Source organism: Lentzea cavernae, from assembly GCF_014653695.1.
Taxonomy (GTDB): Bacteria; Actinomycetota; Actinomycetes; order Mycobacteriales; family Pseudonocardiaceae; genus Lentzea; species Lentzea cavernae.
Genome location: NZ_BNAR01000007.1, coordinates 440,491 through 464,840 on the forward strand (window position 1 = coordinate 440,491; position 24,350 = coordinate 464,840).

Sequence of the window (24,350 nt, forward strand, 5' to 3'; positions counted from 1 at the left end):
CCCCATCTGCTGGTTATCGACCGGGATTCGAGGTTCGGTTGGACAGGTTCTGACTGATCAGTAAGCTTGTGCGTCGGGCCCACCAGCAGATCGTTCCGGTCCTCACGAATGGCCACCCGAGCTCAATGAACATGGTCGACATCCGCGAGTCTGCCGTGCAGTGGGCGGCGGCGATCTCCGGCACCCTCGTCGCGAACTTCACGCGCGAGAACCTGGAGCGGCTGCTCGGCGGCTACCTCGAGCAGCTGCTGGGCGGTGGCGTGGACGAGGCCCGGCGAGCCGGCCGGTCGATGGTCGAGCACGACCTCATCTCCTCGGCGACGCTGGAGCAGTCGATCACGCACCTCGCTGAGCACACGCCCGCCACCCCGGCGCAGCTGGCCGCGCTCGCCGCCGGGTACGCCGAGGGGCTGCGCGACCGCACGCTCGACCAGCAGGAGATCAGCCGCACGGCCGCGATCAACACCATGCGCCGGGCCGAGGTCGCGGTCAGGGCGAGCGAGGCCAAGTTCCGCGCCGTCTTCGAGAGCGCGGCGTTCGGGATCGTCGTGAGCGACCTCAAGGGCGAGATCATCGACGTCAACGAGGCGTTGCTGTCGATGCTCGACTACAAGCAGGAGGACGTGCGCCGGATGAGCGGCCGCGACCTGGTGCACCCGGACGACAGGGAAGGCCTGCGGCAGCTGACGAAGCAGCTGATCGCGTCCGAGCACGACAACGTCCGGGTCGAGAAGCGGATGGTCCGCAGCGACGGCGAGACGATCCAGACCCACATGGCGATCTCGGTGGTGCGCGAGGAGGACGGCACGCCGCCGTACCTCGTCACGATGATCGAGAACATGAACGAGATGCGCGCACTGCAGTCGCAGCTCGTGCGGCAGAGCCTCAACGACATGCAGACGGGTCTGCCGAACCGCGCGCAGTTCCTGGGCTGGCTCGAGGGCGCGGTCGGGTCGAAGGGCCCGGAGACGCTCGCGCTGGTGCAGATCGACGTCGACGGGTTCCGCGGCATGAACGACGCCTTCGGCCACGACGTGGGCAACCGGGTGCTGATGCACGTCGCGACGCACCTGCGGGCGGTCTTCACCGAGGAGGTCGGCAAGGTCGCGCGCATCGGCGAGGACGAGTTCGGCGTCCTGGTCAAGGACCCGCGCGACATCCCGTCGGTGGTCGCCCTGGTCGACGAGTTCACCGCACGCCTGCAGGAGCCGACCTGGATCAACGGCCACGGCGTCGGCGTGACGACCAGCGTCGGCATCGTGCTGCGGGCGGCCCGCAACGGCGACGCGGTGGACCTGCTGCGCGCGGCGGACGTGACGGTCGCCTGGGCCAAGCGCGACGGCAAGGCGCAGTGGGCGTTGTACGACAGGGAACGCGACCAGCGCGACAGGGAGAGGTACGCGCTCGCCGCGTCGATCCCCGCCGCGCTGGAGGAGGGCCAGTTCCGCGTCGACTACCAGCCGGTCCGCTCCCTGGCGGACGGGTCGGTGCTCTCCCTCGAGGCCAAGATCGTCTGGGACCACCCCGAGCAGGGCGTGCTGTGCCCCGAGGTGTTCCTGGGCCAGGCCACCGCCAACGGCATGATCGTCCGGCTGGTGCGCTGGGCGCTCGAGGAGGCCTGCGCGCAGATGAGCGAGTGGCACGGCGCGCTGGGTTCCCGGACGCCCGCGCTGACGATCGACCTGCCCCTGCGGCTGTGCCAGGAACCCGAGCTCGTCGCCGAGGTCTTCCGCGTGCTCGACCGCACCGGGCTGCCCGCGTCGTTGCTGAGCTTCGAACTGCACGAGCAGGTCTCCGCGATGCTGAACGGCGACCAGCTCGACGAGCTCACGATGCTCACCGAGCGCGGCGTCGGCCTGGTGGTCGACCAGGTGAGCGGCGGCAACATCGGCGTCGGCCGGCTGCGCGTGCTGCCGTGGAGCGGCCTGAAGTTCCACAGCGTCGTCGTGCACGCCCTCGCCTCCGGCTCGAACCGGGTGGAGGAGAGCGCCACGGTGGCCCTGCTGCGCTGGGCGTCGATGCTGCGGCTGCCCCTGTACGCCGACGGCGTGCGGACCGCGGTCGAGGAGTCCCGGCTGGCGGAGCTGGGCGTGACGGGCGCGCAGGGGCCGCACTTCGGTCCGGCGCTGTCGGTCTCCGAGGTCTCCGAGCTCCTTCTCAGCTAGTTCTTATCAGGGTTTTCCACGGTTTCGGCACAGCCGGCTCACATGATGGGGGTCCATCGTGGAGTCATGACCGAGCAGAGCTTCCCCGCGATGAGCGGGTCACTGGTGGAACCGCAGCCCGTCGTCGTCGCCCCGAAGTTCTGGCGCCGCGCGGCCCCGATGCTCACGGCCGCGACACTCGTCGCCGGCCTGTTCGGAGGTGTCACCGGAGCGGTGATCGCCTCACCTGACTCCCCCGCCACCTCCACGTCCGTCGCCGCGCAGACGATCTCCAACACGTCCACACTGGACTGGAGCGCCGTAGCCTCGGAGGTGCTGCCCTCGGTGGTGCAGGTCAACGTCGGCAACGGCCTCGGCTCCGGCGTGGTCCTGTCCGCGGACGGCAAGATCCTCACCAACAACCACGTCGTCGCCTCGGCGGGCGGCCAGATCACGGTGAAGTTCAACGACGGCCGCGAACTGCCCGCCACCGTCGTCAACACCGACGCCTCCTCGGACCTCGCCGTGCTGCAGGTCTCCGGCGCCTCCGGCCTGACGCCGATCAAGTGGGCGGACTCGGGCTCGGTGAAGGTCGGCGACGCGGTGATGGCCATCGGTTCGCCGTCCGGGCTGCAGGGCACCGTGACGACCGGCATCGTGTCCGCCCTGGACCGCAAGGTGACGGTGCCGGGCGAGTCGCGCCGCGCGTCTTCCGTGTCGTACCAGGCGATCCAGACCGACGCGTCGATCAACCCCGGCAACTCCGGCGGGGCGCTGGTGAACGCGGCCGGTGAGCTGGTCGGGATCAACTCGGCGATCTACTCGCCCGCGTCGAGCAGCGGGGAGGCCGGGAGCGTGGGGATCGGGTTCGCGATCCCGTCCAACACGGCGAAGCAGATCGTGGAGAAGCTCAGCTAGGAGGTCCAAAGAGCGGAGATCGGCAAGCAGGTCATGCCGTTGCCGAAACTGCCCGAGAACTCACCGGAGTAGAGCACGAAGCCGGCGAGGAACCTGTCGCCCAGACGCCGTTGCAACAATCGCAGGCCGCGGAAGTCGTCCGTCCGGACGGACTCCGCGGCCTTGACCTCGACACCGATCACACGGCCGAGATGATCCTCCAACACCGCATCGACCTCGTACTGATCGCGATCGCGGTAGTGGTGAAGAGTCGCTCGTGTCTCCGACCACGTGAGTTGGCGAGCGAGTTCGCCCAGCACGAAGTTCTCCAGCAGCGCACCCTCATCGGCGCCCAGGTGCGCGGCGATCCCGGAGTCCACGAAGAACACCTTCGGGGTTGCCACCGCACGGGTCGTGGCATTGGCCGACCACGCAGGCACCGTCCGCACGAGGTAGATCGTTTCGAGGATCTCCACGTAACGCTTCACCGTGTTCGTGCTGAGCCCGAGCTCTCCGGCGAGCCGGTTGAAGCTCAGCATGCCCGCTGTCTGCGCGGCGAGGAGCGACATCAGCTTGCGCATGTCGCTCGCCTTGTCTATGTCGGCGACCTGCTTCACGTCGCGCGCCATGAGGTCGGCCAGGTACCCCTCGAAGAACTTGGTGCGACGACGGGGACTGTCGCGAAGCAACGCTTCCGGATAGCCCCCGCGTCGCGCACGCATCAAGTAATCCTTCTTGCGCAGCTCACGCCAATCAACGCGCAGTTCCGGACCTCGTGCAAAAGCCGAGTCCACGAAACCGTCCGTCGTGCCGTCGATCTCGCCCTGCGACAGCGGCCACAGCTCGACCGTTTCCGAACGGCCCGGCAAGGCGTCCGGCAGTTCTTTCAGAGCCAGCAGTCGTGCCGACCCCGTGAGCAGGAACCGTCCAGGTCGCGGATCCCGATCAACCGTGTGCTTGATCTCCAACCACAGGTCGGGCACACGCTGCACCTCATCGATCAACAACAGGCCGTCGTGCTGAACGAATGCGCCGGGGTCGGCCTCGGCGATCGCGCGAACCGGTCCCTGGTCGAGGTACCGGGCGGCTCCACCGTGCTGGCGGAGCACCTTCTCGGCCAAGGTGCTCTTACCAACCTGGCGCGCACCGTTCAGCACTACGACACGTGTGTCCAGCAACGCCTCGGCCACGAGCTCGGCCGCACGTCGAGGGACGTAGTCAACAGCTTCCCGCACCACCTCATCATACTGATCGAATGCACATCTGCCGATCCGCTCACTGCACATCTGCCGAGTTGCCTACTGCACATCTGCCGAACATCTGGTTCTAGATCTGCCGAAGATCAGGACAGCCAGTCCGGGCGCAACGGCATGTGCGACGTCGTCCCGTCCAGCCGCACCCCGAGGATCTGGTGCAGCTGGATGTTGTTGCGGTCGAACCCGAGCCGCGACGCCGCGAGGTACAGCCGCCACACCCGCGCCCGCGCCTCCCCGACCTCCTCGACGGCCTCGTCCCAGTGCTGCTCGAGGTTGCGGCCCCACGCGGCCAGGGTCAGCGCGTAGTGCTCGCGGATGTTCTCCTCGTGCCGCACCTCGAACCCGGCGTCGTGCATCTGCGACACGAGGTGCCCCGGTCCGACGAGCTCGCCGTCCGGGAACACGTAACGGTTGATGAACGGCCCCGACAACGCCTTCTGCTTGTTGTCCGGGCGGGTGATGCAGTGGTTCAGCAGGCGGCCGCCCGGCTTGAGCTTGCGGTACAGCGACGAGAAGTACGCCGGCAGCTGGGCCTTGCCGATGTGCTCGGTCAGGCCGATGGACGACACCGCGTCGAAGCCGGTCTCGCGCACGTCGCGGTAGTCGAGGTGCCGCACCTCGGCCAGGTCCGAGAGCCCGGCCTCGACGATCGCCTTCTGCGCCCACTCCGCCTGGTTGCGGGACAAGGTCACGCCGATCGCCCGCACGCCGTACTCGCGGGCGGCGTGCATGACCATGCCGCCCCAGCCGCAGCCGACGTCCAGCAGTCTCATGCCGGACTTGAGGCCCAGCTTGCGGGCGACCAGGTCGTGCTTCTCGAACTGGGCTTGTTCCAAAGTGGACTCCGTCGACGGGTACACCGCGCAGGTGTAGGCCATCGACGGGCCGAGGACCCATTCGTAGAACTGGTTCGAGACGTCGTAGTGGTGTGCGATGGCCTGCGAGTCGCGGGCCTTCGAGTGGCGCAGGCCGTGCAGGCGGGTCTCCTGCGGCGGCGGGGCCACCTTGTGCGACATCCGGATCCTGCCGAGGAACCGGAGCAGCTCCACCCGTTGCAGCACGGGCAGTTCGCGCAGCGAGAACTCGGAGAGCTGGGAGAGGCCGGCGTGCACGTCGCCGAGTATCTCCAGGTGGCCGGTCACGTAGGCGCGGGCGAGGCCGAGCTCACCTGGCGCGGAGGCCAGGTAGGACAGGGCTTCCGGCGTCCTGATGTTGATCGAGACCGGGGCTTGGTCAGGCCCGGCGGCACTGCCGTCGTAGGCCTTGAAGCGAACGTCGTTGCCACCCGTGATGCGCTGGAAAATGGAGGCCAACCGCATTCATCGTCCCCTGACACACTTGGCGTACAGATCAGGCAGGCGGTTCGTCTGGTCGTACCGGGCCTTCACGGACCGGTAGTGCGAACCGTTGTAGTGCCGCCAGAACTCGTCCTCGGTGTAGTACGAGTCCGAGTACAGCGACTTGTGGCCGCCCAGCCGCGCCACCTCGCGCTCGATCAGCCGGTTGCGGTCACCCATCTTCTCCCCCGGCCGGACCGGGACCTCCGACCAGAAACCGACGTTCACGTACAGCGTGTCCGCGTTCATCGGGTACAGCGGCCAGCCCGTGGTGTCGCGCAGGCGGACCGGGCACAGCCACACCGGCGAGATGCCGATCTCGCGGTCGAAGAAGTCGAGGAAGTCGGCCAGTCCGGCGACCGGGATCTCCACGTCCTGGATCACCGGTTCGACGTCCGTGCGCGGCCGCAACCGCCGATGTTGGGCGACGAGCTTCCGGTACACGTCCGAACGCAGGTAGCGCTTCGGCCACAGGCGGCGGACGACCGGGTTCTGCGCGCCGAACGCCCGCGAGCACCAGAACCAGTCGGTGTCCCAGCGCCACAGGTAGTCGTGGATCGTGAGGTGGTCCGTGCGGCGCTTCTGGATGGACCGGTAGTAGATGTCGTTGCCGGTGTAGTCCGACGTGTAGGGCGCGATGTCGACGTAGTGGCCCAGCGTCAGGTACATCTCGCCCCGCGAGAACACCGTGCCGTCGACGAAGTCCGCGGAACCGTCCTCGCAGACCTCCTCGATGACGGCGGCGCACTCCTCGAACGAGCCGAACGGCACGTGCCGCAGCCGGACGTACTGGCGCACCGGCTCCAGCTCGATCTCCAGCCGCAGCGCGTACCCGAGCGTCCCGTAGGAGTTGGGGAACGCGCGGAACAGGTCGTCGTCCGGCTTGGCGACGACGACCTCGCCGTCGCCGGTGAGGATCTCCAGCTCCCGCACGGACTCGTGCGGGAGTCCGTTGCGGAAGGACGAGGACTCGATTCCCAGTCCTGCCACCGCACCGCCGATGGTGATGGTCTTGAGCTGCGGCACCACCAACGGCATCAAGCCGTGGGGAAGTGTCGCGGCGACGAGGTTCTCGTAGGTGGTCATGCCCTGCACCTGTGCGGTGCGTCCGACCGGGTCCACGGACAGGACCTGGTCGAACCTGCCGACGTCGAGCCCGCCGGCCTGGTCGGCCCGGAACCGGAAGAGGTTCGACGTCTTCTTCGCGAGCCGCACTGGCGCACCTTCGCGCATCGCGGCGTACTGCGCGCTCAGCGCAGCCACGGCCGAGCTGTGCCCATGGTCACTCACGAGAACGACGTTATTCCTCGTCACCGCCGTTGTCGCGCCCAAAAGCCCGAATGGGCCAGCGATCTCCCGCCGCACCCTGTCCGAAGTTACTTGCGAGTAGTAACGTGCGGGCATGGCTACGCACGAGGTGACCAACCAGGTTCCGCCGCTGAGCGGTCACGACGTCGCGGACGATCCGGCCCTGCTCAGCTGGGTCGACGACGCCGAACTGCACTCGTTGGGGAAGCTCGCGGGCAGCCACGGGTGGCAGGAGCACGGTCGCCTCGCAAACGCTTTCCCGCCCGTGCTGCACACGCACGACCGGTATGGGAACCGGGTCGACGAGGTCGAGTTCCACCCTGCGTGGCACGAACTGATGAACGTCGCCGTTTCGCACGGTTTGCACGCCTATGTCGACGGTGGGCACTTGGCGCGTGCGGCCAAGTTCTACGTGTGGTCCCAGGTCGAGGCCGGCCACGGATGCCCGATTTCGATGACTTACGCGGCTGTGCCCGCTTTGCGTGCCGCGCCGGAACTGGCCGAAAGCTACGAACCCCTTCTCACCGCACGGAACTACGACTTCGGACTCCGGGCACCGCTGGGCAAGCACGGCTTGATCGCCGGCATGTCGATGACCGAGAAGCAGGGCGGTTCGGACGTCCGCGCGAACACCACGGTCGCGAAGCCGGTCGCCGACGGCTACGTGCTGACCGGGCACAAGTGGTTCACGTCGGCACCGATGTCGGACGTGTTCCTGACGCTCGCGCAGGCCCCCGGCGGGCTGACGTGCTTCCTGGTGCCGAGGGTGCTGCCGGACGGCACGCGCAACCGGTTCTTCCTGCAGCGCCTGAAGGACAAGCTCGGCAACAAGTCGAACGCGTCCGCCGAGATCGAGTACGACGAGGCGCTCGCGCACCGGGTCGGCGACGAGGGCCGCGGCGTGCGGACGATCATCGAGATGGTCAACATGACCCGTCTGGACTGCGTCCTCGGCAGCGCGGCGGGCATGCGCGCGGGGCTCAGGCAAGCAGCCCACCACGCCGCGCACCGCAAGGCGTTCGGCAGCTACCTGATCGACCAGCCCGCCATGCGCAACGTGCTGGCGGACCTCGCGATCGAGTCCGAGGCGGCCACCACGACGGCGATGTGGCTGGCCGAGCACCGGCCGCGGCTCGGGCTCGCCGTCACCAAGTACTGGGTGTGCAAACGCGGTCCGGTGCACGCCGCCGAGGCGCTGGAGTGCCTGGGAGGCAACGGGTACGTGGAGGAGAGCGGGATGCCCCGGCTGTTCCGCGAGTCGCCGCTGATGTCGATCTGGGAGGGCTCCGGCAACGTCGCCGCCCTGGACGTCCTGCGCGCGATGAAGAGGGAACCCGAGTCGGTGCAGGAGTTCCTGACCGCCGTCTCCGGGGTCCACCGGCGCATCGACAAGGCGCTGAACGAGCTCGGCACCGCGCTGTCCGATGTGGACGAGTCTCAGGCGCGCCGCGTCGTCGAGAGGATGGCGCTGATCCTGCAGGGCGCCCTGCTGGTGAAGCACGGGCACCCCGCGGTCGCGGACGCGTTCATCAGCTCACGGCTCGGCGGCGACTGGGGAGTCGCGTTCGGCACGCTCCCCAGGTCGACCGACTTCGCCTCGATCATCGACCGCGCCGTGCCCAAGCTCTAGGCGGGACAACCGTTCGGGAGGCGCGGCGAGTCCGGACCGTAGAGGTCACCGGTCAGGAACACGCACGTGGGCTGCTGCTCGAAGTCGTAGATGTCGGCGATCTCGAGGATCGTGAAGTTCCGCGTCTCGCCGACCCGCGACACCTTGAAGTTCGTGCGCCCGGTGGCCCCGAAGAACTCCAGTTCCCGCAGCTCGCCGCCGATCGCGCCGCGGTGCGGGGTGTGGCCCGCCAGCCGTGCCTGGGCGTTGCGCACGGCGTCGAGGAAGAGTCCTGCCGCGTCGTAGGCGACCGCCATGTGCTCACCGGGCCACGGCTTCGCCGGCTTGTCCTCGCGAGGCAGCCCGGAGTCCTGGATCTCCACTGCCAGCTTCTTGTACCCGGCGCAGAAGGCGTCCAGCGGCAGGCCTCCGCGCACCTTGGCGTCCGGTTTTCCGTCCACACAGGACTTGCCGGCGAGCACGACGAGTCCGGCCATGCTCACGTAGGACACGCGCATGCCGGCCAGTGCGTCGCGCTTGCGGCTGGCCTCCTGGGCGATGAACCGGATGATCGCGTCGTCGGCGAGGATGCGCGGCAGGCGGTTCTTGTCGTAGCAGTTCCGGCCGACGGCCTGCAGGAACTCGCCGAAGTGCTCCTCGCGGCCCGCGAAGAACACCAGTTCGCTGGAGTGGTCCTCCACGCACTGCGACGGCACCTCCTGCGGGCCGCCCGCCCACTCGCGCGCCTCGAACGGCACGCCCGACCTCGCCAGCTCCTGGCCCAGCACGGCGACCAGGTTGTCGAGGTAGACGTCGTCCTGCTGCAGCTTGGGGTGGTGGATCGTCACCTTGGTGGCGCTCACGTGCTGCGCGTAGCGCCGGACTAGGTCGGCCTGCCGGACGTTGCCGGGGATCAGCTGGAAGTACATCGTCGAGAGCTTCGGCAGCGACGCCTCGGTGAGCGTGGTGCCGATCGTCGGCACGCCGAGCGAGCCGAGCGAGGTGATGACCTTCCTGGTCTGCTCGACGCTGCGGTCGAGGCCGATCACCCCGATGATGCTCGGGTCCTTCTCCAGCAACGGGTTCAGCATGTCCGTCAGCACGTCGTGCGCGCGGATCATCTTCGCGCCGCCGTTCGCGACCACGATGCGCAGCAGCGGTCCGGAGCTCGACCTGTCGTTCTGCTGCCGCTGCTTGAGCAGCATCCCCTCCAGCTCCTCGGCCCTCGAGTGGTCGGCGTCGGGGTTGCTGTCCTTGTGGGTGAGGCTCGAGAAGTAGAGCAGGGAGACCAGCGGACGGGCGGGATCGGCGTCGTAGAGCCGTTCCGCCTCCTCGTTCTGCGCGAACACGGCCTGCTGCGTCCACCGCAGCCGTTCGTTCGAGCCGAACACCTGGCTGCTGTTGTCACTGTAGCCCAGGCATTCGACGTTGCCGTCGACGTCCATCAGCCGGGTCGAGATGCCCGGCGAGACCGCGGAGCCGAGGATGGAGCAGTTCGCCTGCACGTGGTTCTGCGCGGTCACGAACCCCGGTATCAGCAGCACGACGGCCACCGCCGCGATGATCGCCTCCAGCCGCCGCGACTTCGCGAGCCAGCGCACCGGAGCCGCCCGGAAGGCGGGCGCGGCCTTCCACTTGTTCCTGACCGGGTCCGGGAACGGCAGCCTGATCATCAGGTACCGGGCGTCCGGCGCGAGCATCTGCCGTTTGCGCGGCAGCTCCTCCCGCCACGCCGTCAGCGCCTCCGCGGTCTCGTCCGGCGCGACCGGCGTGGTCCCGAGCCGCTGCGAGAGCGCCGGCTGCACCGAGCTGGCCGCGATCACCAGCAACGGGTCCAGCTCGCCCGTCTCGTTGCGGACGTCGTTGATCAGCTCCAGCAGCTCCCAGCCGCCGTTGTCCTTCGTCACGCCGTCCAGCAGCACGGGGATGTACGCCGTGCGCCGCCAGCCTGCCCTGCGCGGCAGGAACCGGGAGCGCCGCCGGAACGCGATCCGCAGGTCCTCCAGGAACGCGTGCACGAGCAGGAGCTTGATCTGCTCCTCGTTCTCCGACTCGCGCCTGCCCAGCGTGAGGCGCTCGGCGAACCCGAGGAACTCGATGGAGTGGTTGGGCAGCGCGAAGTTCTGCCCGCGCATGAACCACTTCGACTCGCGCGAGAGCCCCGGCACCCGCTTGCCGAGCCACCGGAACCCCGCCTTGCTGCCGACCCAGGCCACCAGCCCGAGCCCCAGCCTCGTCACGAGGTTCGGGATGAACGCGTCGACGGCCCGGTTGAGCTCCTCGCCGTTGCCGCCCGTCTTGCCGGTCCACTGCCGCAGCAGCTCGATGACGCTCGCCCGGTCGTCGCGCCCCGGCTTGCGCGGCAGCCGCTTGCTCGTGAGCCAGTCGACGAGCCGGTAGTGGTCGAACCGGGTCAGCCGTTCGGTGCCGACGTGGACCTCCGCGAGCCGATGGCTCAGCACGTCCAGCAACGGCAGCAGGGGTGGGGTCTCGCGTGCTTCCGGCGGCCATCTCTTGTCGACTTCCGCGCCCACCGAGGCGACGTCGACATAGGCGTGCGGTATTGCCGGGCGCCCTTCGTCGAGCTTGTGCTCCAGCGCGTGCAGGAATGGCGTCGGGCTGGCTTCGCTCTCCAGGTAGAGCAATGGAAGTGGCTGGTCACCGACCACTTCCTCGGTCTTGCTCCGGTAGAAGAACCCGGGCCGGTCACAAAGTCCGTGAATGACCTCGAGGAGGTCCTGCAATCCGGGGAAAACGGGCTCTGTCCGGCTACCTGTCATCTGCACCCTCGCATTCGTGCGGAAGGCAGGACGGTAGCCGGACAGAGCGTTTGGAACCGGTGCTTTGAAGTTATTCCGCCGGAACGGGCTAAAGCCCGAGCTCCCGTGCGATCAGCATCTTCTGCACCTCGGAGGTGCCCTCGCCGATCTCCAGGATCTTCGCGTCGCGGTAGAAGCGGCCGACCGGGTACTCGTTCATGAACCCGTAGCCGCCGAAGATCTGCGTGGCGTCGCGGGCGTTGTCCATCGCCGCCTCGGACGACACGAGCTTCGCGATGGCCGCCTGCTTCTTGAACGGCTCGCCGCGCAGCATGCGGGACGCCGCCTCGTAGTAGGCCAGGCGCGCGGTGTGGACGCGGGCCTCCATCTCGGCGATCTTGAACTGGATTGCCTGGTACGTGCCGATCTTCGCGCCGAACGTCTCGCGCTCGTGGGCGTAGCGGACCGACTCGTCCACGCAGCCCTGGGCGAGGCCGACGGACAGGGCGGCGATCGCGACGCGGCCCTCGTCCAGCGTGCGCAGGAACTGGGCGAAGCCGCGGCCGCGGGTGCCGAGCAGGTTCGCCGCCGGCACGCGGCAGTCGGAGAAGGACAGTTCGCGGGTGTCGGAGGCGTTCCAGCCGACCTTGGAGTACTTCTTCGACACCGTGAAGCCCGGGGTGCCCGCCGGGACGATGATCGAGGAGATCTCCTTGCGGCCGTCGGGCTGCGTGCCCGTGACCGCCGCGACCGTCACCAGGCCGGTGATGTCCGTGCCGGAGTTCGTGATGAACGCCTTGGTGCCGTTGATGACCCACTCGTCGCCCTCGAGGCGTGCGGTGGTGGCCAGGGCGCCCGCGTCGGAGCCGGAGCCCGGTTCGGTGAGGCCGAACGCGCCGATCTTCTCCCCGGACGTCAGGGAGGGAAGCCACTCGGCTTTCTGCTCCTCGGTGCCGAAGCGGTAGATGGGCATGGCGCCCAGCGAGGTCGCCGCCTCCACCGTGATCGCGACGGACGAGTCGACGCGCGCGAGTTCCTCGAGCGTCAGGCACAGGGCGAAGTAGTCGCCGCCCATGCCGCCGTGCTCCTCGGGGAACGGCAGGCCGAGCAGGCCCATCTGCCCCATCTTCGCGACGATCGGGTACGGGAACTCGCAGCGCTCGTAGTAGTCGCCGATGACCGGCGCCACCTCGTCGCGGGCGAACTCCTCGACGGTCTTGCGCAGGTCCTCGTACTCGCTCGGGAGCCTGAAGTCCAACATTGCTGTCACTCCTCGTGAGAGACGACGAGGGCCAGAACCTGGTCGAGTGCGACCTGCTGGCCTGCTTGCACGTTCACTTCGGCGAGCACGCCGTCGACCGGTGCGGTCACGGTGTGCTCCATCTTCATGGCCTCGACCACGAACAACGCTTGTCCTGCAGTCACTTCCTCGCCCTGCTGCGCTCGCACGACGAGCACGGTGCCGGGCATCGGCGACTTCACCGGGCCACCGGAGGCAGCGGCGCCATCGGCCGCGCCGACCAGGAACTCGGCCTCGACCAACGCCCAGGAGGCGCCGTCGTGGCCCAGCCACAGCACGTCCCCGTCGCGGGCCATCGCATAACGGCGTGAGCCGACGAGCAGGTCGGCGCCTTCGCGGCGAGCCCTCGCCCGGACCGGTTCCCCGGCGCCCACCACGACTTCCTCGCCGCGCACGCGGACGTCGACGTCGTTGATCCGCCAGGTCGTCCAGGCGTGCTCCCCGAGGCGCCAGCCGGAGAGCTGGTCCCACGGGTCGTCGCCGTGCGGCTGCAGCGAGCGCTCCAGACCGGCCGCCACGTACACGTCGTCCGGGATCTCGGCCGACGTCAGGGCGTCCAGCTTCCGTTCGACCAGGCCGGTGTCCAGTGCGCCCGCGCGAACATCGGGATCACGCAGAAGTGCGCGCAGGAACGGGATGTTCGTCGTGACGCCGAGCAACACCATCCGACCCAAAGCGTGGTCGAGGCGCCTCAACGCTTCTTCACGCGTGCGGCCGTGCGCGATGACCTTGGCGAGCATCGGGTCGTAGTCCGAGCCGACGACAAGTCCTTCGTACAGACCGGAGTCCACGCGGACGTCGGACGGTTCGCTCAACGCCAGCACGCGCCCGCCGGTGGGCAGGAAGCCGCGCGCCGGGTCCTCGGCGTAGACGCGGGCCTCGACCGAGTGGCCCTGGAGCTCCACCGTCAGGTCGAGCACCTCGCCGGAGGCCACGCGGAGCTGCCACTCGACGAGGTCGACGCCCGTGACCATCTCGGTCACCGGGTGCTCGACCTGCAGCCGGGTGTTCATCTCCATGAAGAAGTAGTCGCCGGAGGCACCGTCCACGATGAACTCGACGGTGCCCGCGCCCACGTACCCGACGGACTTCGCAGCGTCGACCGCCGCGGAACCCATGGCCTCGCGCATCTCGGGCGTGAGGAACGGCGACGGCGCCTCTTCGATGATCTTCTGGTGCCGCCGCTGGAGGCTGCACTCGCGCTCACCGAGGTGGACCACGGTGCCGTGCGCGTCACCGAGGACCTGGATCTCGATGTGGCGCGGGTTCGTGATGAACCGCTCGATCAGCAGCGTGTCGTCACCGAACGACCCGCGCGCCTCGCGCCGGGCCGACTCGATGGCCTCGCGCAGCGCCGTTTCCTCGGTCACCAGCCGCATGCCCTTGCCGCCACCGCCCGCAGAAGGCTTGAGCAGCACCGGAAAACCGATCTCCAGGGCGGCTTCGGCGATCTCGTCGTCCGACATGCCCGAGCGGGTGCGGCCCGGCACGACGGGCACGCCCGCCGCCGACACCGTCAGCTTCGCGCGGATCTTGTCGCCCATGGCGTCGATCGCCGACGCGGGCGGTCCGACGAACACGATCCCGGCTTCGTCGCAGGCCGCCGCGAACGCCGTGTTCTCGGCGAGGAAGCCGTAACCGGGGTGGATCGCCTGCGCGCCCGTGGAGACAGCGGCCGCGATGATCTTCTCGATGGACAGGTAGCTCTCCCGGGCCGCGGCGGGCCCGATCCGCACGGCCTCGTCGGCCAGTTTGACGTGCAACGCCTCGGCGTCCGCGTCGGAGTACACGGCGACGGAACGGATCCCGAGCGCCCGCAACGCGCGGATCACCCTGACCGCGATCTCCCCGCGGTTCGCCACCAGAACGCTGTCGAACATGATCACATCCGGAAGACGCCGTAGGAAACATCGTCGATGGGGGCGTTCGCCGCGCTGGACAACGCCAGCCCGAGCACCGTGCGGGTGTCACGCGGGTCGATGACCCCGTCGTCCCACAGCCGCGCGGTCGAGTAGTACGGGTTGCCCTGGTCCTCGTACTGCTGGCGGATCGGCGCCTTGAACGCCTCCTCGTCGTCCGCGGACCACTCGTCGCCGAGCTGGTCGCGGCGCACGGTCGCCAGGACGGAGGCCGCCTGCTCGCCGCCCATCACGGAGATGCGGGCGTTGGGCCACATCCACAGGAAGCGCGGCGAGTACGCCCGGCCGCACATCGAGTAGTTGCCGGCGCCGAACGAGCCGCCGATGATCACGGTGAACTTCGGGACGCGCGCGCACGCCACCGCCGTCACCATCTTGGCGCCGTGCTTGGCGATGCCGCCCGCCTCGTACTCGCGGCCGACCATGAACCCGGTGATGTTCTGCAGGAACACCAGCGGGATGGACCGCTTGTCGCACAGCTGGATGAAGTGCGCGCCCTTGACTGCGGACTCGCCGAACAGGATGCCGTTGTTCGCGACGATCCCGACCGGGTGGCCGTGGATGCGCGCGAAACCGGTGACGAGCGTCTGCCCGTACTCCTTCTTGAACTCCTGGAACTTCGAGCCGTCGACGACCCGCGCGATCACCTCGCGCACGTCGTAGGGCGTCCGGGAATCCGTTGGCACGACACCGTAGAGGTCGTCCGGGTTGACCGCGGGCGCTTCGGTCTTCGTGACGTCCCACGGCCGTTGGGCGCGCGGGCCCAGCGTCGAGATGATCGAACGGACCATCCGCAGCGCGTGCGCGTCGTTCTCCGCTAGGTGGTCGGTGACGCCGGACGTGCGCGAGTGCAGGTCGCCGCCGCCGAGGTCCTCGGCGCTGACGACCTCACCGGTCGCGGCCTTCACCAGCGGCGGGCCGCCGAGGAAGATCGTGCCCTGGTTCCGGACGATGATCGCCTCGTCGCTCATCGCCGGCACGTACGCGCCACCGGCGGTGCACGAGCCCAGCACGGCGGCGATCTGCGGAATCCCGCGCGCCGACATCGTGGCCTGGTTGAAGAAGATCCGGCCGAAGTGCTCGCGGTCGGGGAACACGTCGTCCTGCTTCGGCAGGAACGCGCCGCCCGAGTCGACGAGGTAGACGCACGGGAGGTTGTTCTGCAGCGCCACTTCCTGCGCGCGCAGGTGCTTCTTGACCGTGATCGGGTAGTAGGTGCCGCCCTTGACCGTGGCGTCGTTCGCGACGATCACGCACTCACGGCCGGAGATCCGCCCGACGCCGGTGATGATGCCGGCGGCCGGAGCGTCGTCGTCGTACATGCCGTTGGCGGCCAGCGGTGACAGTTCGAGGAACGGCGAACCGGGGTCGACCAGCGTGTCCACCCGCTCGCGCGGCAGCAGCTTGCCTCGGTCGACGTGGCGCTGACGCGCTTTCTCGGGACCGCCTCGCGCGGCGGTGGCGAGCTTGCTCCGCAGCTCGTCGACGAGCGCGGTGTGCTCCTTGGCGTAGCGGTCCGACGGCTCGGCTGCGCTGCGCAGGACAGGTGCGTCCATGCTCCCCAGACCTCAGGTTAGCGGGCGTTAACAAGGCCATGTTAACGCCCGCTCACCAGACGGTCCACAGGAACGGCTCGAGAGTGACCCGAACGCAGGTCAAGCATTGGTTCGGGCACTCCCACGTTCCGGAATTGCGCTACCCGACGACCGACCGCAGAGCGGGCAGGTAGCCGCTCGCGTGGCCCGCGCGGTTCGGGTGGTAGGACTCCTCGACCGGCCAGCTCAGGCTGTTGAGCCACCAGCTCGACGAGCAGATCTCGTGCCCGGTGAACGCCCCGCGCACGTCGACGTAGGTGAACCCGGCCGCGCCCGCCCGTGCGGCGATGGTGTTGTGCAGGGCGTCGGAACCGGAGTTGATCGCGGCCCGCTTGGTGTCGCTCAGGCCGACGTTGCACGAGCCGGGCACCTTGTAGATGCGCGGGTAGCCGAGCACGACCACGCGCGCCGACGGGGCCTTCGCCCTGATCGTGCTGTAGACGTTGGCGAGCAGGCCGGGAAGCGTGTTCGCGGCGTAGTTCCTGGCCGTGTTCACCCGGTTGGTGCAGTCCTGGTCGGTCCCGAACGTGCACGTGGTGATGACGTCGGTGAAGCCGGCGTCGTTGCCGCCGACCTGCACGGTGACCAGGGTGGTGGCGGCGGTCAGGGTGTTCGCCTGGGTGACGACGTCGCCCGTTCGCGCGCCGGAACAGGCCACGGACTTGAACGACGCGGGCGCTGTCTCCGCCGCGTACAGGGCGGGGTAGGCGAGCGGGCCGCGCTTGCAGCTGCCGCTGGAACCGTCGTAGCTGCCGGTTCCCAGCCCGGAGGCGTAGGAGTCGCCGAGCGCGACGTAGTTGGCCGGGGCGGCGCTCGCGGGGTTGGCGAGCGCGATGACAGCCGCGGCGGCGGTGACCACCGAGGCGAGGAAGTGAGCAGGACGCATCGAAGACTCCCGAAGGGGCCGCAGGGTGTGATGCAAGGCACGCCAATCGTTACTCACGGGTAAGGCCTGTGTGAAGTATTGGTCAACAGTCAACATCCAGGCCTTGCACAGGCGTGAATTCCACCCATCGGAGGACGATGTGAACGGCTGCTAACCTCCTTCCGTGGTCGAGAAACCCTCACGTCGGGACCAGATCCTCAACGCCGCCGCGGAGCTCTTCGCGCGTCACGGCTTCCACGGCGTGGGCATCGACGACATCGGTGCGGCCGTGGGCATCTCCGGCCCCGCGCTCTACAGGCACTTCCGCAGCAAGGACGCGATGCTCGGCGAGATGCTGACGTCGATCTCCGAACGCCTGCTGGACGGCGGCCAGGCCCGGGTGGACGCGGCCTCCAACGCCGACGAGGCGTTGCGGGAGCTGATCGGCTGGCACGTCGACTTCGCGCTGGACGACCCGGCGCTCATCACCGTGCAGATGCGCAACCTCGCCAACCTGACGGACCCGGACCGCAGGCGCGTGCGCGCCTTACAACGCCGCTACGTCGAGGTGTGGGTGGAGACCATCCGCCGCACCGTGCCGGACTTCGACGAGCCGACCGCCCGCGCCGCCGCGCACGCCGTGTTCGGGCTGATCAACTCGACCCCGCACAGCGCGCACCTCGACCGGGACCAGATGGCCGCCCTGTTGTCACGGATGGCGCTCGCCTCGCTCACGCCCGCCGTGGTGGCCTCCTAGATCAAGCCCCGCCGGTGCGCCTCCGACACCGCGGAAGCCCGGTCCGGCACCTCCAGCTTGGCGTACACGTGCTGCAGGTGCGTCTTCACCGTCGCCTCGCTGATGTGCAACGCCGCCCCGACCTCGCGGTTCGTCCTGCCCCGCGCGACCAGCGACAGCACCTCCCGTTCCCTGCCGCTCAACGCGGACACCGGAACCGGCGTGCGCACCCGTTGCACCAACCGTGCGGCCACCGAGGGCGACAGCACCGTCTCGTCCCGCGCCGCCGCCCGCACCGCCCGGAACAGCTCCTCGCGCGGCGCGTCCTTGAGCAGGTACCCGATCGCGCCCGCCTCGATCGTCGGGAGCACGTCGGCATCGGTGTCGTGCGTCGTGAGCACCAGGACCCGCGTTCCCGGCGCGCGGGAACGGATCAGGCGCACGAGCTCGGCCCCGGCGGGAGCGGGCAGGCGCAGGTCGGTGACGGCGACGTCCGGGCGCACGGCGGCGATCACCGTCAAAGCCTCGGTCCCGCTCGCCGCCTCGCCGACGACCTCGAAGTCGTCCTGCGTGCCGAGCATGCCGCGCAGGCCGTCGCGCACCACCGGGTGGTCGTCGACCACCACGACGCGGATCACCGGGCGTCCAGCGTGACGTTGACGGCGGTCGGGCCGCCGGGTGCGGACTCCACGGTCACCGTGCCGCCCAGCAGTGCCACGCGTTCCTCCATCGCGGTCAGGCCGAAGCCGCGCACCGACGGGTCGAAGCCGACGCCGTCGTCGAGGACGTCCAGCACGACCACGTCCTCCATGTAGGACAGTGTGACGTCCACGCGGCCCGCGCGGGCGTGCCTTCCCGCGTTCGCCAGGGCCTCCTGCACGGCGCGCAGCACGGCCACCTCGGTCTCCGGGGCCAGCACCCGAGCCTCGCCGGTCACCGTGCACGAGGCGGGCACGCCGTGCTCCTCGCGCCACGCCACCACCGTCCGTTCCACCGCCTCGCCGAGCCGGGCGTCGCGCAACGGGCCCGGCCGCAGGGCCTCGATCGACCGGCGCACCTCGACGAGGCTGTCGCGGGCCAGCCGACGGGCCGTGGCGATGCGGCCGCGCACCGGGTCGTTCGAAGCCGTCAGCTCCTCGGCGACCTCCAGCTGCGTCACGATGCCGGTGAGGCCCTGAGCGACGGTGTCGTGCATCTCGCGTGCCACCCGTGCCCGTTCCTCGAGGACCTGCAGCCGTGCGTTCTCCGCGGACAGCACGGTGAGGCGCTCGTTCATCTCGCGCCGGCGGATCGCCTCGCGTTCCATCGCGCGGATGATCCAGCCGATCAGGACGGCCATCGGGGTGGTGAGGCCGATGTTGATCAGCAGGGTCGCGCCGACGTCCGTGCCCTGCGGCACCAGCCACAACCCGCTCACCACCACGACGCCCGCGTAGGCGACCCAGCCGGGCAGCGCCAGGAACGCGAGGCCGTACAGGGACGGTACGAAGATCGCGAACACCCCGTCGTGCAGGAGCAGCACGAAGGTCCCGGCCAGCAGGCCGGCGAAGTACACCAGCATCAGCCCGGTCCGGCGCTCCCACCACGACGGGTGCGCCATCACGAACCACCAGTGCCACACCGCCAGCGCGACGGCCACGACCAGCGGCACCGGGGCGACCGGCCGGGTGAACAGGTAGACGCCCGCCGCCACGGCCAGCAGGCCGTACGGCGCGAGCGCCCACACCAGGTTCCACCGGTGTTCCTGCTCCAGCATGGACTTCACACCGGTGAGCTTCGCAGTTCGCGCGCTTTCCGGAGCAGGGTCTCCGCAGGCCCGCGCACGTCCTTGCGCCGCAGCAGGTCGGCGAGCAGCACCGAGACCAGCCACGTCGCCAGCGCGAGCAGCGCGACCTCCGCCGACCCGAGCGTCCCGCCCAGCCCGAGCGTGTAGGGCTTGAGCAGCAGCACGAAGACGACGGACTGGAACAGGTAGCAGCTCAGCGACCGTTCCCCGCACGCCGCGACAGCGCGCACGACCGCGTTGGGCCGCTTGATCCGCGCCGAGATCAACCCGATCAACGCGGCGTACCCGAGGCCGCCCGCGACACCGGTGACGGCGTGCACCGCGGCCACGAGCCACGGCACGCCGGGGTGCCACACGCCCGCGACCGCGAGACCGCTGGGCAGTCCGCCGAGCACCGCCGCGGTGATGCCCCACGCCGCGACGCGCCTCAGCAGCCACTCGTGCCGTTCCGGCTCGGCCAGGACCTCGCGGCGAGCGGCCCAGACGCCGACCAGCGCGGCGGCACCGACCCCGAACAGCCCGAACGGCGTCATCAGCCATTCCACCGGGTGCAACGCGAGCGCGGCCAATGGGTCGGCGGTCTCGAACGACCAGAAGAACGACCTCTCGCCGTTCGACGGCATCGAGTAGGCCCCGCCCTGGACCACGGCGGTCAGCACGAGCCAGACGGCCGCGAGCACGAGCAGGGTCCGGTCCTTCAACCTGCTCGTCGCGATCACCCCGAACCCGAGCAGGCCGTAGAGGCCGAGCACGTCGCCGGGGAACAGCAGCACGGCGTGCACGAACCCGAAGACGATCAGCCACAGGTTCCGCGACCTGGCCCGCTCCGGCGCCATCCGCGCGACGCCGTACGCGAACAGGAAAGCGAACATCGGATAGGCACGGGAGTCGGCGAACACCATCACCACGGCGCTGACCAGCCGGTCGGCCAGATCCGTCTCGACGATGTGGTTGCGCACCCCGTACGGGCGGCCGTAGAGGTAGACGGCCGAGTTCACCAGCGCGATCAACGCGAGCATGCTGCCTCGAGCGAGATCGGGTGTGAGCAGGCGTTTCATGCTTCGAGCCTGGCGCCGGGACCGGTGCGGCGGCATCGGCCGTGTCATCCACCCCGCCCTCCGCCGGGGATGGCGCCCGGATCCACCGATCGACGGATGGCGTGCGGCTGACCTGGCGAACTGGCGATCAGCCGAGACCCTTCCGTAACCTGGCTCGACAATGGGCGCGCGCAAACTCCTCCTCCGGCTTCCGGCCTGGTTCCGGTTCACGGTCATCACGCTCGCGGTGTTCGTGTGCGGCGTGATCGCCTCCAGACCGGCCACCGGGGCCAACGGCGTTCCGCCCAGCGCCGACGTGATCGCGGCGGCCAACGCCGTCACCGCGTTCGTGGCGCCGTCCGCGACGCACGACCCGTACCTCAACCTGCCGTCGGACTTCGCGCGCGAGATGGGCCGCGATCCCAAGACCGTGACGGCGCCGGACGGGACGCTGCGGGTGGTCGACCCCAACGGCGGGTGCTCCGGGCCCGCCGGGGACACGGAGTGGGACTTCAGCACCGCGTGCCGCGCGCACGACCTCGGCTACGACCTGTTGCGCTATGCCGACCACAAGGGCGATCCGCTCGGACCGCAGGCGCGCAAGGCGCTCGACGACAGGCTCACGACCGACCTGCACGGGCAGTGCCGGCTGAACCCGCGCGGCGCCGAGCAGACCTGCCACGCGGTGGCCGAGACCTACGCGCTGGGCCTGAAGTTCAACTCGTGGCGGCAACGGTGGGGCGCTCCGGGTCACGAACCCGTGGTGGCGTGGGCGTTCGGCAGCGCAGTGGTCGTGTTCCTGCTGCTGGCGCGCCTGCACGGGCGGCGCCGCCAGGACCCGTCCGCCAACTCGCTGCCGCTGGTGCTGGCCCATGCCGAACAGGACAGGTACGCCACGTTCCTGCGGCTCTTCAGCCTCACGCTGCTCGTGCTCGGCGAGACCGTGGCGATGCTCGCGCACCTCAGGGGGTTCGGCACGTCGTGGCTGTGGGCGTTGCAGGCGGTGCCGTTGTTCTTCTTCGCGGGCGGGCACGCGAACCTGCGCAGTTGGCAGGCGCACCAGGGCGGCTTCGGTTGCTGGGTGTCCAGCCGCACGTCCTGGCTGCTGCGGCCGGTGCTCGCGTTCGTGCTGCTGTGGGTGGTGCTGTTCGCGGCGCTGAACCTGATGGACGTGAAGGTCGACGCGTACAGCCGGTTGATCACGCACCCGTTGTGGTTCCTCGGGATCTACCTGCTGGCGGTGGCCGCGACGCCGGCCGCCGCGTGGCTGCACGAGCACTTCCGCCGCACCACGCCGTTCGTGCTGGTGCTGGTGACGCTCGCGGTCGAGGTCGCGCGCACGTCCACGGACTGGAAGACCGGCGGGTACGTCAACCTGGTCGTCGGCGCGCTGCTGATGCAGCAGATCGGGTTCTTCTACGCGGACGGCTCGCTCGCCACCCTCTCCCGCAAGCTGCTGGCCGCGCTGGGCGCGATCACGTTGCCCGCGCTCATGTTCTTCAGCAGCTACCCGCGTTCGATGATGGTGCTCGGCGTGGCGCAGGTCTGCCTGGCGCTGCTGGCGCGCGGGCGGCTCACCACGTGGCTCGACGGCCGGTTCTGGCACGTCGTGGACTTCGTCCGCCGCTCGCCGATGACGGTCTACCTCGCCTACCTGGCCGGGGTCGGCGCGCTGGTCGGGTTGCTCGGGCTGACGCAGGCGCCGATCTGGCTGGTGCTCGGGCTGGTCCCGCTCGTCCTGGTGTTCCACCGGTTCGAGCGGCGCCTGGTCAAGGTCTCGAAGCTGGCGCACGAGTCGCACCGCACGCGGCTCGCGACGGCGATGGGCGTGTCGTTCGGGACGCTCGGCGTGCTCGGGTTCGTGGTCAGCGGGTTCCTCGGCGACGGCGTGCTGGTGCTGCTGCCGGTCGACCCGCTGCAGAACCTCATCCACCTGCTGCTCGGCTGGTACCTGATCCACACCGCGCGCCACGGCAGCTGTGACACGCGGTTGCCGTGGCTGCTCACGGCGCTGGCGTGCGTTCCGCCGATGCTGGCGCTGGACCCGGCTCCCCCGGTGGTGGTGCTGCACGCCGCGGCGATCGGCCTCGCAGTGCTCGGAGCCATCCCCAGGTCACGGCCGCGCACACCGGCAGCCACAGCAGTCGCTGCCACACCCAGTCAGGATGATCTGGTGGCTGCTGGAGCCCCGGCAGCGGCCCCCACGCGCTGAGCGCCAGCGTCACGGTGATCAGCGCGCTCTGATGCGCCAGGAAGATGCCCAGCGCGCGCTTGTTCAGCCACACCACGGGTTTCGCGGTACCGAGCCTGGTCAGCAGCGGTGCGATCGTGAGCACCAGGCCGATCTGCGCGAACGCCAGCGCGAGCGTCGCGTAGTTCGGCGGGTTGAGGTTCGAGACCGCCTCACCCGGAATGCCCACCGCCGACACGGGATAGCCGCCGAACGTCGTGAGCAGCGCGTACCCGAGCACACCCGCGACGAGCAGCGGTGGACCGGGAATCCTCCTGCGCGCCAGCGCGTACCCGAGCTGCCAGGCCGCCCACCACACCGCGTACGGCACCACCAGCACCGCGGCCACGGGAACGAGCACACCCCACGAGTGCTCGTCCAGCCTGCGCACCAACGGTTTCATCGCCAGCAGCACCAGGTAGACGCCCAGGAACCACAGCGGCGTCGTGACCAGGAACCCGATGTTCCAGGCGGTGCCCTGGTCGACCCCGCGCAACACGAGTCCGAAGAGGACGGCCGCCCAGCAGCCGAGCATCAATGACGTGGGCACGGCGAGCTGCTTCAGCCTGCTGAGGAACGGCGTCTTCGAGCGGGCGGCCGCGTAGCCGCCGACGAAGAAGAACAGGCCGAGCGTCTGCAGCACCCAGGACACCGGGGTGAGCGAGGTCAGGTGCTTGAGCGGGCTGTCGACGTACATGCCGGTGGGCGTGTCCACCAACGCGGTGACCAGCCAGTGGCCGAGCACGACGGTGACGACCGCCAGGGCCCGCACCGCGTCGATGAACGGGTTCCTGGCCCCGTCACCACTCCCCATCACGCCTTCTCCCCCGAGTTCGCGGCGATCCGGACCAGCGCGTCGAGCGTGGCGCTGCCCGGTTCGTAGTAGGTGTCGTGCTTCCCGCCCTCGAACCGCAGCACCGTCGCCCCGAAATCGTCCGAGGCGGGATCGGTGCCGTGTCCCAGGTCGAACAACCGGGCGTGCGGCACGAACCGCATCCAGTCCCCGCCCGTCCGCAGCGCCCAGACCTTCGCGCCGGTGCCCAGCTCGGCGACCGAACCCGCCCGCACACCAGGACTTCCGGTGAACACGACGTCCGCCACGTCCAGGTCGTGGGCCGCGAGCCCGACGACCACCGACCCGTAGCTGTGGCCGATGACGTGGATGCGCGCGTCGGTCCGCAACGCCCGCACGAAGTCGGCCAGCGCGACGGCCCCCTGACGGGCCAGCGACCCGGTCATCGCGTCCACGCCGAGCCCCTGCGGCGTCCGGTACCCGAGCCACGCGATCACCGCGAGGTCGTCGCGGTGCGCCTGCTCGTACAGGTTGACGGCCATCCGCCCGATCGTGCGGTCGAACCTGTCGACGTCCACGTCGGACCCCGGCACGACGACCACGACGTCGCGCGCGGTGCTCAGGTCGCCGACGACCGCGACCCGGCGGGCGACGTCGGAACGCCACTGCGCGATCGACGGCGCGACCGACGGGAGGGCTATCAGCAGGAGGAACAGGACGGCTCGGCGCATGCCCCAGAAGCTAGGAAGACCACGGGCACCGGATCGTCACACCAGCGA

Annotated in this window: 17 protein-coding genes and 1 pseudogene; 5 read left to right on the forward strand and 13 right to left on the reverse strand. The window is 69.5% G+C overall.

Features of this window, described 5'->3' with window-relative positions; translation table 11 throughout:
- Nucleotides 1-125 precede the first annotated feature (125 nt).
- Both IE307_RS25010 and IE307_RS25015 read left to right on the forward strand, forming a co-directional pair.
- Nucleotides 126-2,165 (forward strand): putative bifunctional diguanylate cyclase/phosphodiesterase, encoded by a 2,040-nt coding sequence (locus IE307_RS25010; protein ID WP_191301668.1) that lies wholly within the window; start codon nt 126-128, stop codon nt 2,163-2,165.
- A gap of 66 nt (nt 2,166-2,231) precedes the next feature.
- Nucleotides 2,232-3,062: a S1C family serine protease gene (locus IE307_RS25015; protein WP_191301671.1), complete on the forward strand. Its 831-nt coding sequence runs from the start codon at nt 2,232-2,234 to the stop codon at nt 3,060-3,062.
- Here IE307_RS25015 and IE307_RS25020 read toward each other — a convergent pair.
- The 3 genes from IE307_RS25020 to IE307_RS25030 all read right to left on the reverse strand — a co-directional run bounded on the left by IE307_RS25020 (nt 3,059) and on the right by IE307_RS25030 (nt 6,966).
- Nucleotides 3,059-4,231, reverse strand: coding sequence for an ATP-binding protein (locus IE307_RS25020; protein ID WP_229905032.1), 1,173 nt, complete (start codon nt 4,229-4,231; stop codon nt 3,059-3,061). The genes IE307_RS25015 and IE307_RS25020 overlap by 4 nt on opposite strands.
- A gap of 152 nt (nt 4,232-4,383) precedes the next feature.
- Nucleotides 4,384-5,616 carry an SAM-dependent methyltransferase gene (locus IE307_RS25025; RefSeq protein WP_191301675.1) on the reverse strand — a complete coding sequence of 411 codons (1,233 nt, stop codon included), beginning with the start codon at nt 5,614-5,616 and terminating at the stop codon, nt 4,384-4,386.
- Nucleotides 5,617-6,966, reverse strand: coding sequence for an FAD-binding oxidoreductase (locus tag IE307_RS25030; protein ID WP_373306036.1), 1,350 nt, complete (start codon nt 6,964-6,966; stop codon nt 5,617-5,619). It lies immediately after the preceding gene.
- A 70-nt stretch (nt 6,967-7,036) separates the two neighbouring features.
- Between IE307_RS25030 and IE307_RS25035 the strand changes: the two genes are divergently transcribed.
- Nucleotides 7,037-8,572, forward strand: a complete 1,536-nt coding sequence (locus IE307_RS25035; RefSeq protein ID WP_191301677.1) for an acyl-CoA dehydrogenase family protein — start codon at nt 7,037-7,039, stop codon at nt 8,570-8,572.
- Here the strand turns inward: IE307_RS25035 and IE307_RS25040 are convergent.
- The 5 genes from IE307_RS25040 to IE307_RS25060 all read right to left on the reverse strand — a co-directional run bounded on the left by IE307_RS25040 (nt 8,569) and on the right by IE307_RS25060 (nt 17,010).
- Nucleotides 8,569-11,331, reverse strand: a complete 2,763-nt coding sequence (locus tag IE307_RS25040; protein WP_191301679.1) for a hypothetical protein — start codon at nt 11,329-11,331, stop codon at nt 8,569-8,571. The genes IE307_RS25035 and IE307_RS25040 overlap by 4 nt on opposite strands.
- An 88-nt stretch (nt 11,332-11,419) precedes the next feature.
- Nucleotides 11,420-12,571 carry an acyl-CoA dehydrogenase family protein gene (locus tag IE307_RS25045; RefSeq protein WP_191301681.1) on the reverse strand — a complete coding sequence of 384 codons (1,152 nt, stop codon included), beginning with the start codon at nt 12,569-12,571 and terminating at the stop codon, nt 11,420-11,422.
- A gap of 5 nt (nt 12,572-12,576) precedes the next feature.
- Nucleotides 12,577-14,490, reverse strand: a complete 1,914-nt coding sequence (locus IE307_RS25050) for an acetyl/propionyl/methylcrotonyl-CoA carboxylase subunit alpha (protein WP_308436396.1) — start codon at nt 14,488-14,490, stop codon at nt 12,577-12,579.
- 2 nt (nt 14,491-14,492) lie between these two features.
- The gene (locus IE307_RS25055) at nt 14,493-16,085 is read right to left on the reverse strand and encodes a carboxyl transferase domain-containing protein (RefSeq protein WP_191301685.1); all 1,593 of its coding nucleotides are present in this window, start codon (nt 16,083-16,085) and stop codon (nt 14,493-14,495) included.
- Nucleotides 16,086-16,224: 139 nt separating this feature from the next.
- Nucleotides 16,225-17,010 (reverse strand): SGNH/GDSL hydrolase family protein, encoded by a 786-nt coding sequence (locus tag IE307_RS25060; protein ID WP_191301686.1) that lies wholly within the window; start codon nt 17,008-17,010, stop codon nt 16,225-16,227.
- 163 nt (nt 17,011-17,173) lie between these two features.
- Here IE307_RS25060 and IE307_RS25065 point away from each other — a divergent pair, with 163 nt between their 5' ends.
- Nucleotides 17,174-17,746, forward strand: coding sequence for an SACE_7040 family transcriptional regulator (locus IE307_RS25065; protein WP_191301689.1), 573 nt, complete (start codon nt 17,174-17,176; stop codon nt 17,744-17,746).
- Here IE307_RS25065 and IE307_RS25070 read toward each other — a convergent pair.
- Genes IE307_RS25070 through IE307_RS25080 form a run of 3 tightly spaced genes read right to left on the reverse strand, consistent with a single transcriptional unit; the run spans nt 17,743 to nt 20,569 of the window.
- Nucleotides 17,743-18,363, reverse strand: a complete 621-nt coding sequence (locus IE307_RS25070) for a response regulator (RefSeq protein ID WP_191301691.1) — start codon at nt 18,361-18,363, stop codon at nt 17,743-17,745. The genes IE307_RS25065 and IE307_RS25070 overlap by 4 nt on opposite strands.
- The gene (locus IE307_RS25075) at nt 18,360-19,481 is read right to left on the reverse strand and encodes a sensor histidine kinase (protein WP_229905044.1); all 1,122 of its coding nucleotides are present in this window, start codon (nt 19,479-19,481) and stop codon (nt 18,360-18,362) included. The genes IE307_RS25070 and IE307_RS25075 overlap by 4 nt, the downstream gene beginning before the upstream one ends.
- A 5-nt stretch (nt 19,482-19,486) precedes the next feature.
- Nucleotides 19,487-20,569 carry a DUF418 domain-containing protein gene (locus tag IE307_RS25080; RefSeq protein WP_229905033.1) on the reverse strand — a complete coding sequence of 361 codons (1,083 nt, stop codon included), beginning with the start codon at nt 20,567-20,569 and terminating at the stop codon, nt 19,487-19,489.
- A gap of 160 nt (nt 20,570-20,729) precedes the next feature.
- Between IE307_RS25080 and IE307_RS47735 the strand changes: the two genes are divergently transcribed.
- Nucleotides 20,730-22,760, forward strand: coding sequence for a phospholipase A2 (locus IE307_RS47735; RefSeq protein WP_191301694.1), 2,031 nt, complete (start codon nt 20,730-20,732; stop codon nt 22,758-22,760).
- Here the strand turns inward: IE307_RS47735 and IE307_RS46935 are convergent.
- Together IE307_RS46935 and IE307_RS25090 are read right to left on the reverse strand one after the other, a co-directional pair.
- Nucleotides 22,723-23,592 (reverse strand): annotated as a pseudogene (locus IE307_RS46935) (acyltransferase family protein); the annotation flags it as partial. The gene IE307_RS47735 and the pseudogene IE307_RS46935 sit on opposite strands and share 38 nt — an antisense overlap.
- Entirely contained in the window at nt 23,592-24,302 is a 711-nt protein-coding gene (locus tag IE307_RS25090; protein ID WP_191301696.1) for an alpha/beta hydrolase, read from the reverse strand. The pseudogene IE307_RS46935 and the gene IE307_RS25090, both read right to left, overlap by 1 nt.
- Between the last annotated feature and the right edge of the window lie 48 nt (nt 24,303-24,350).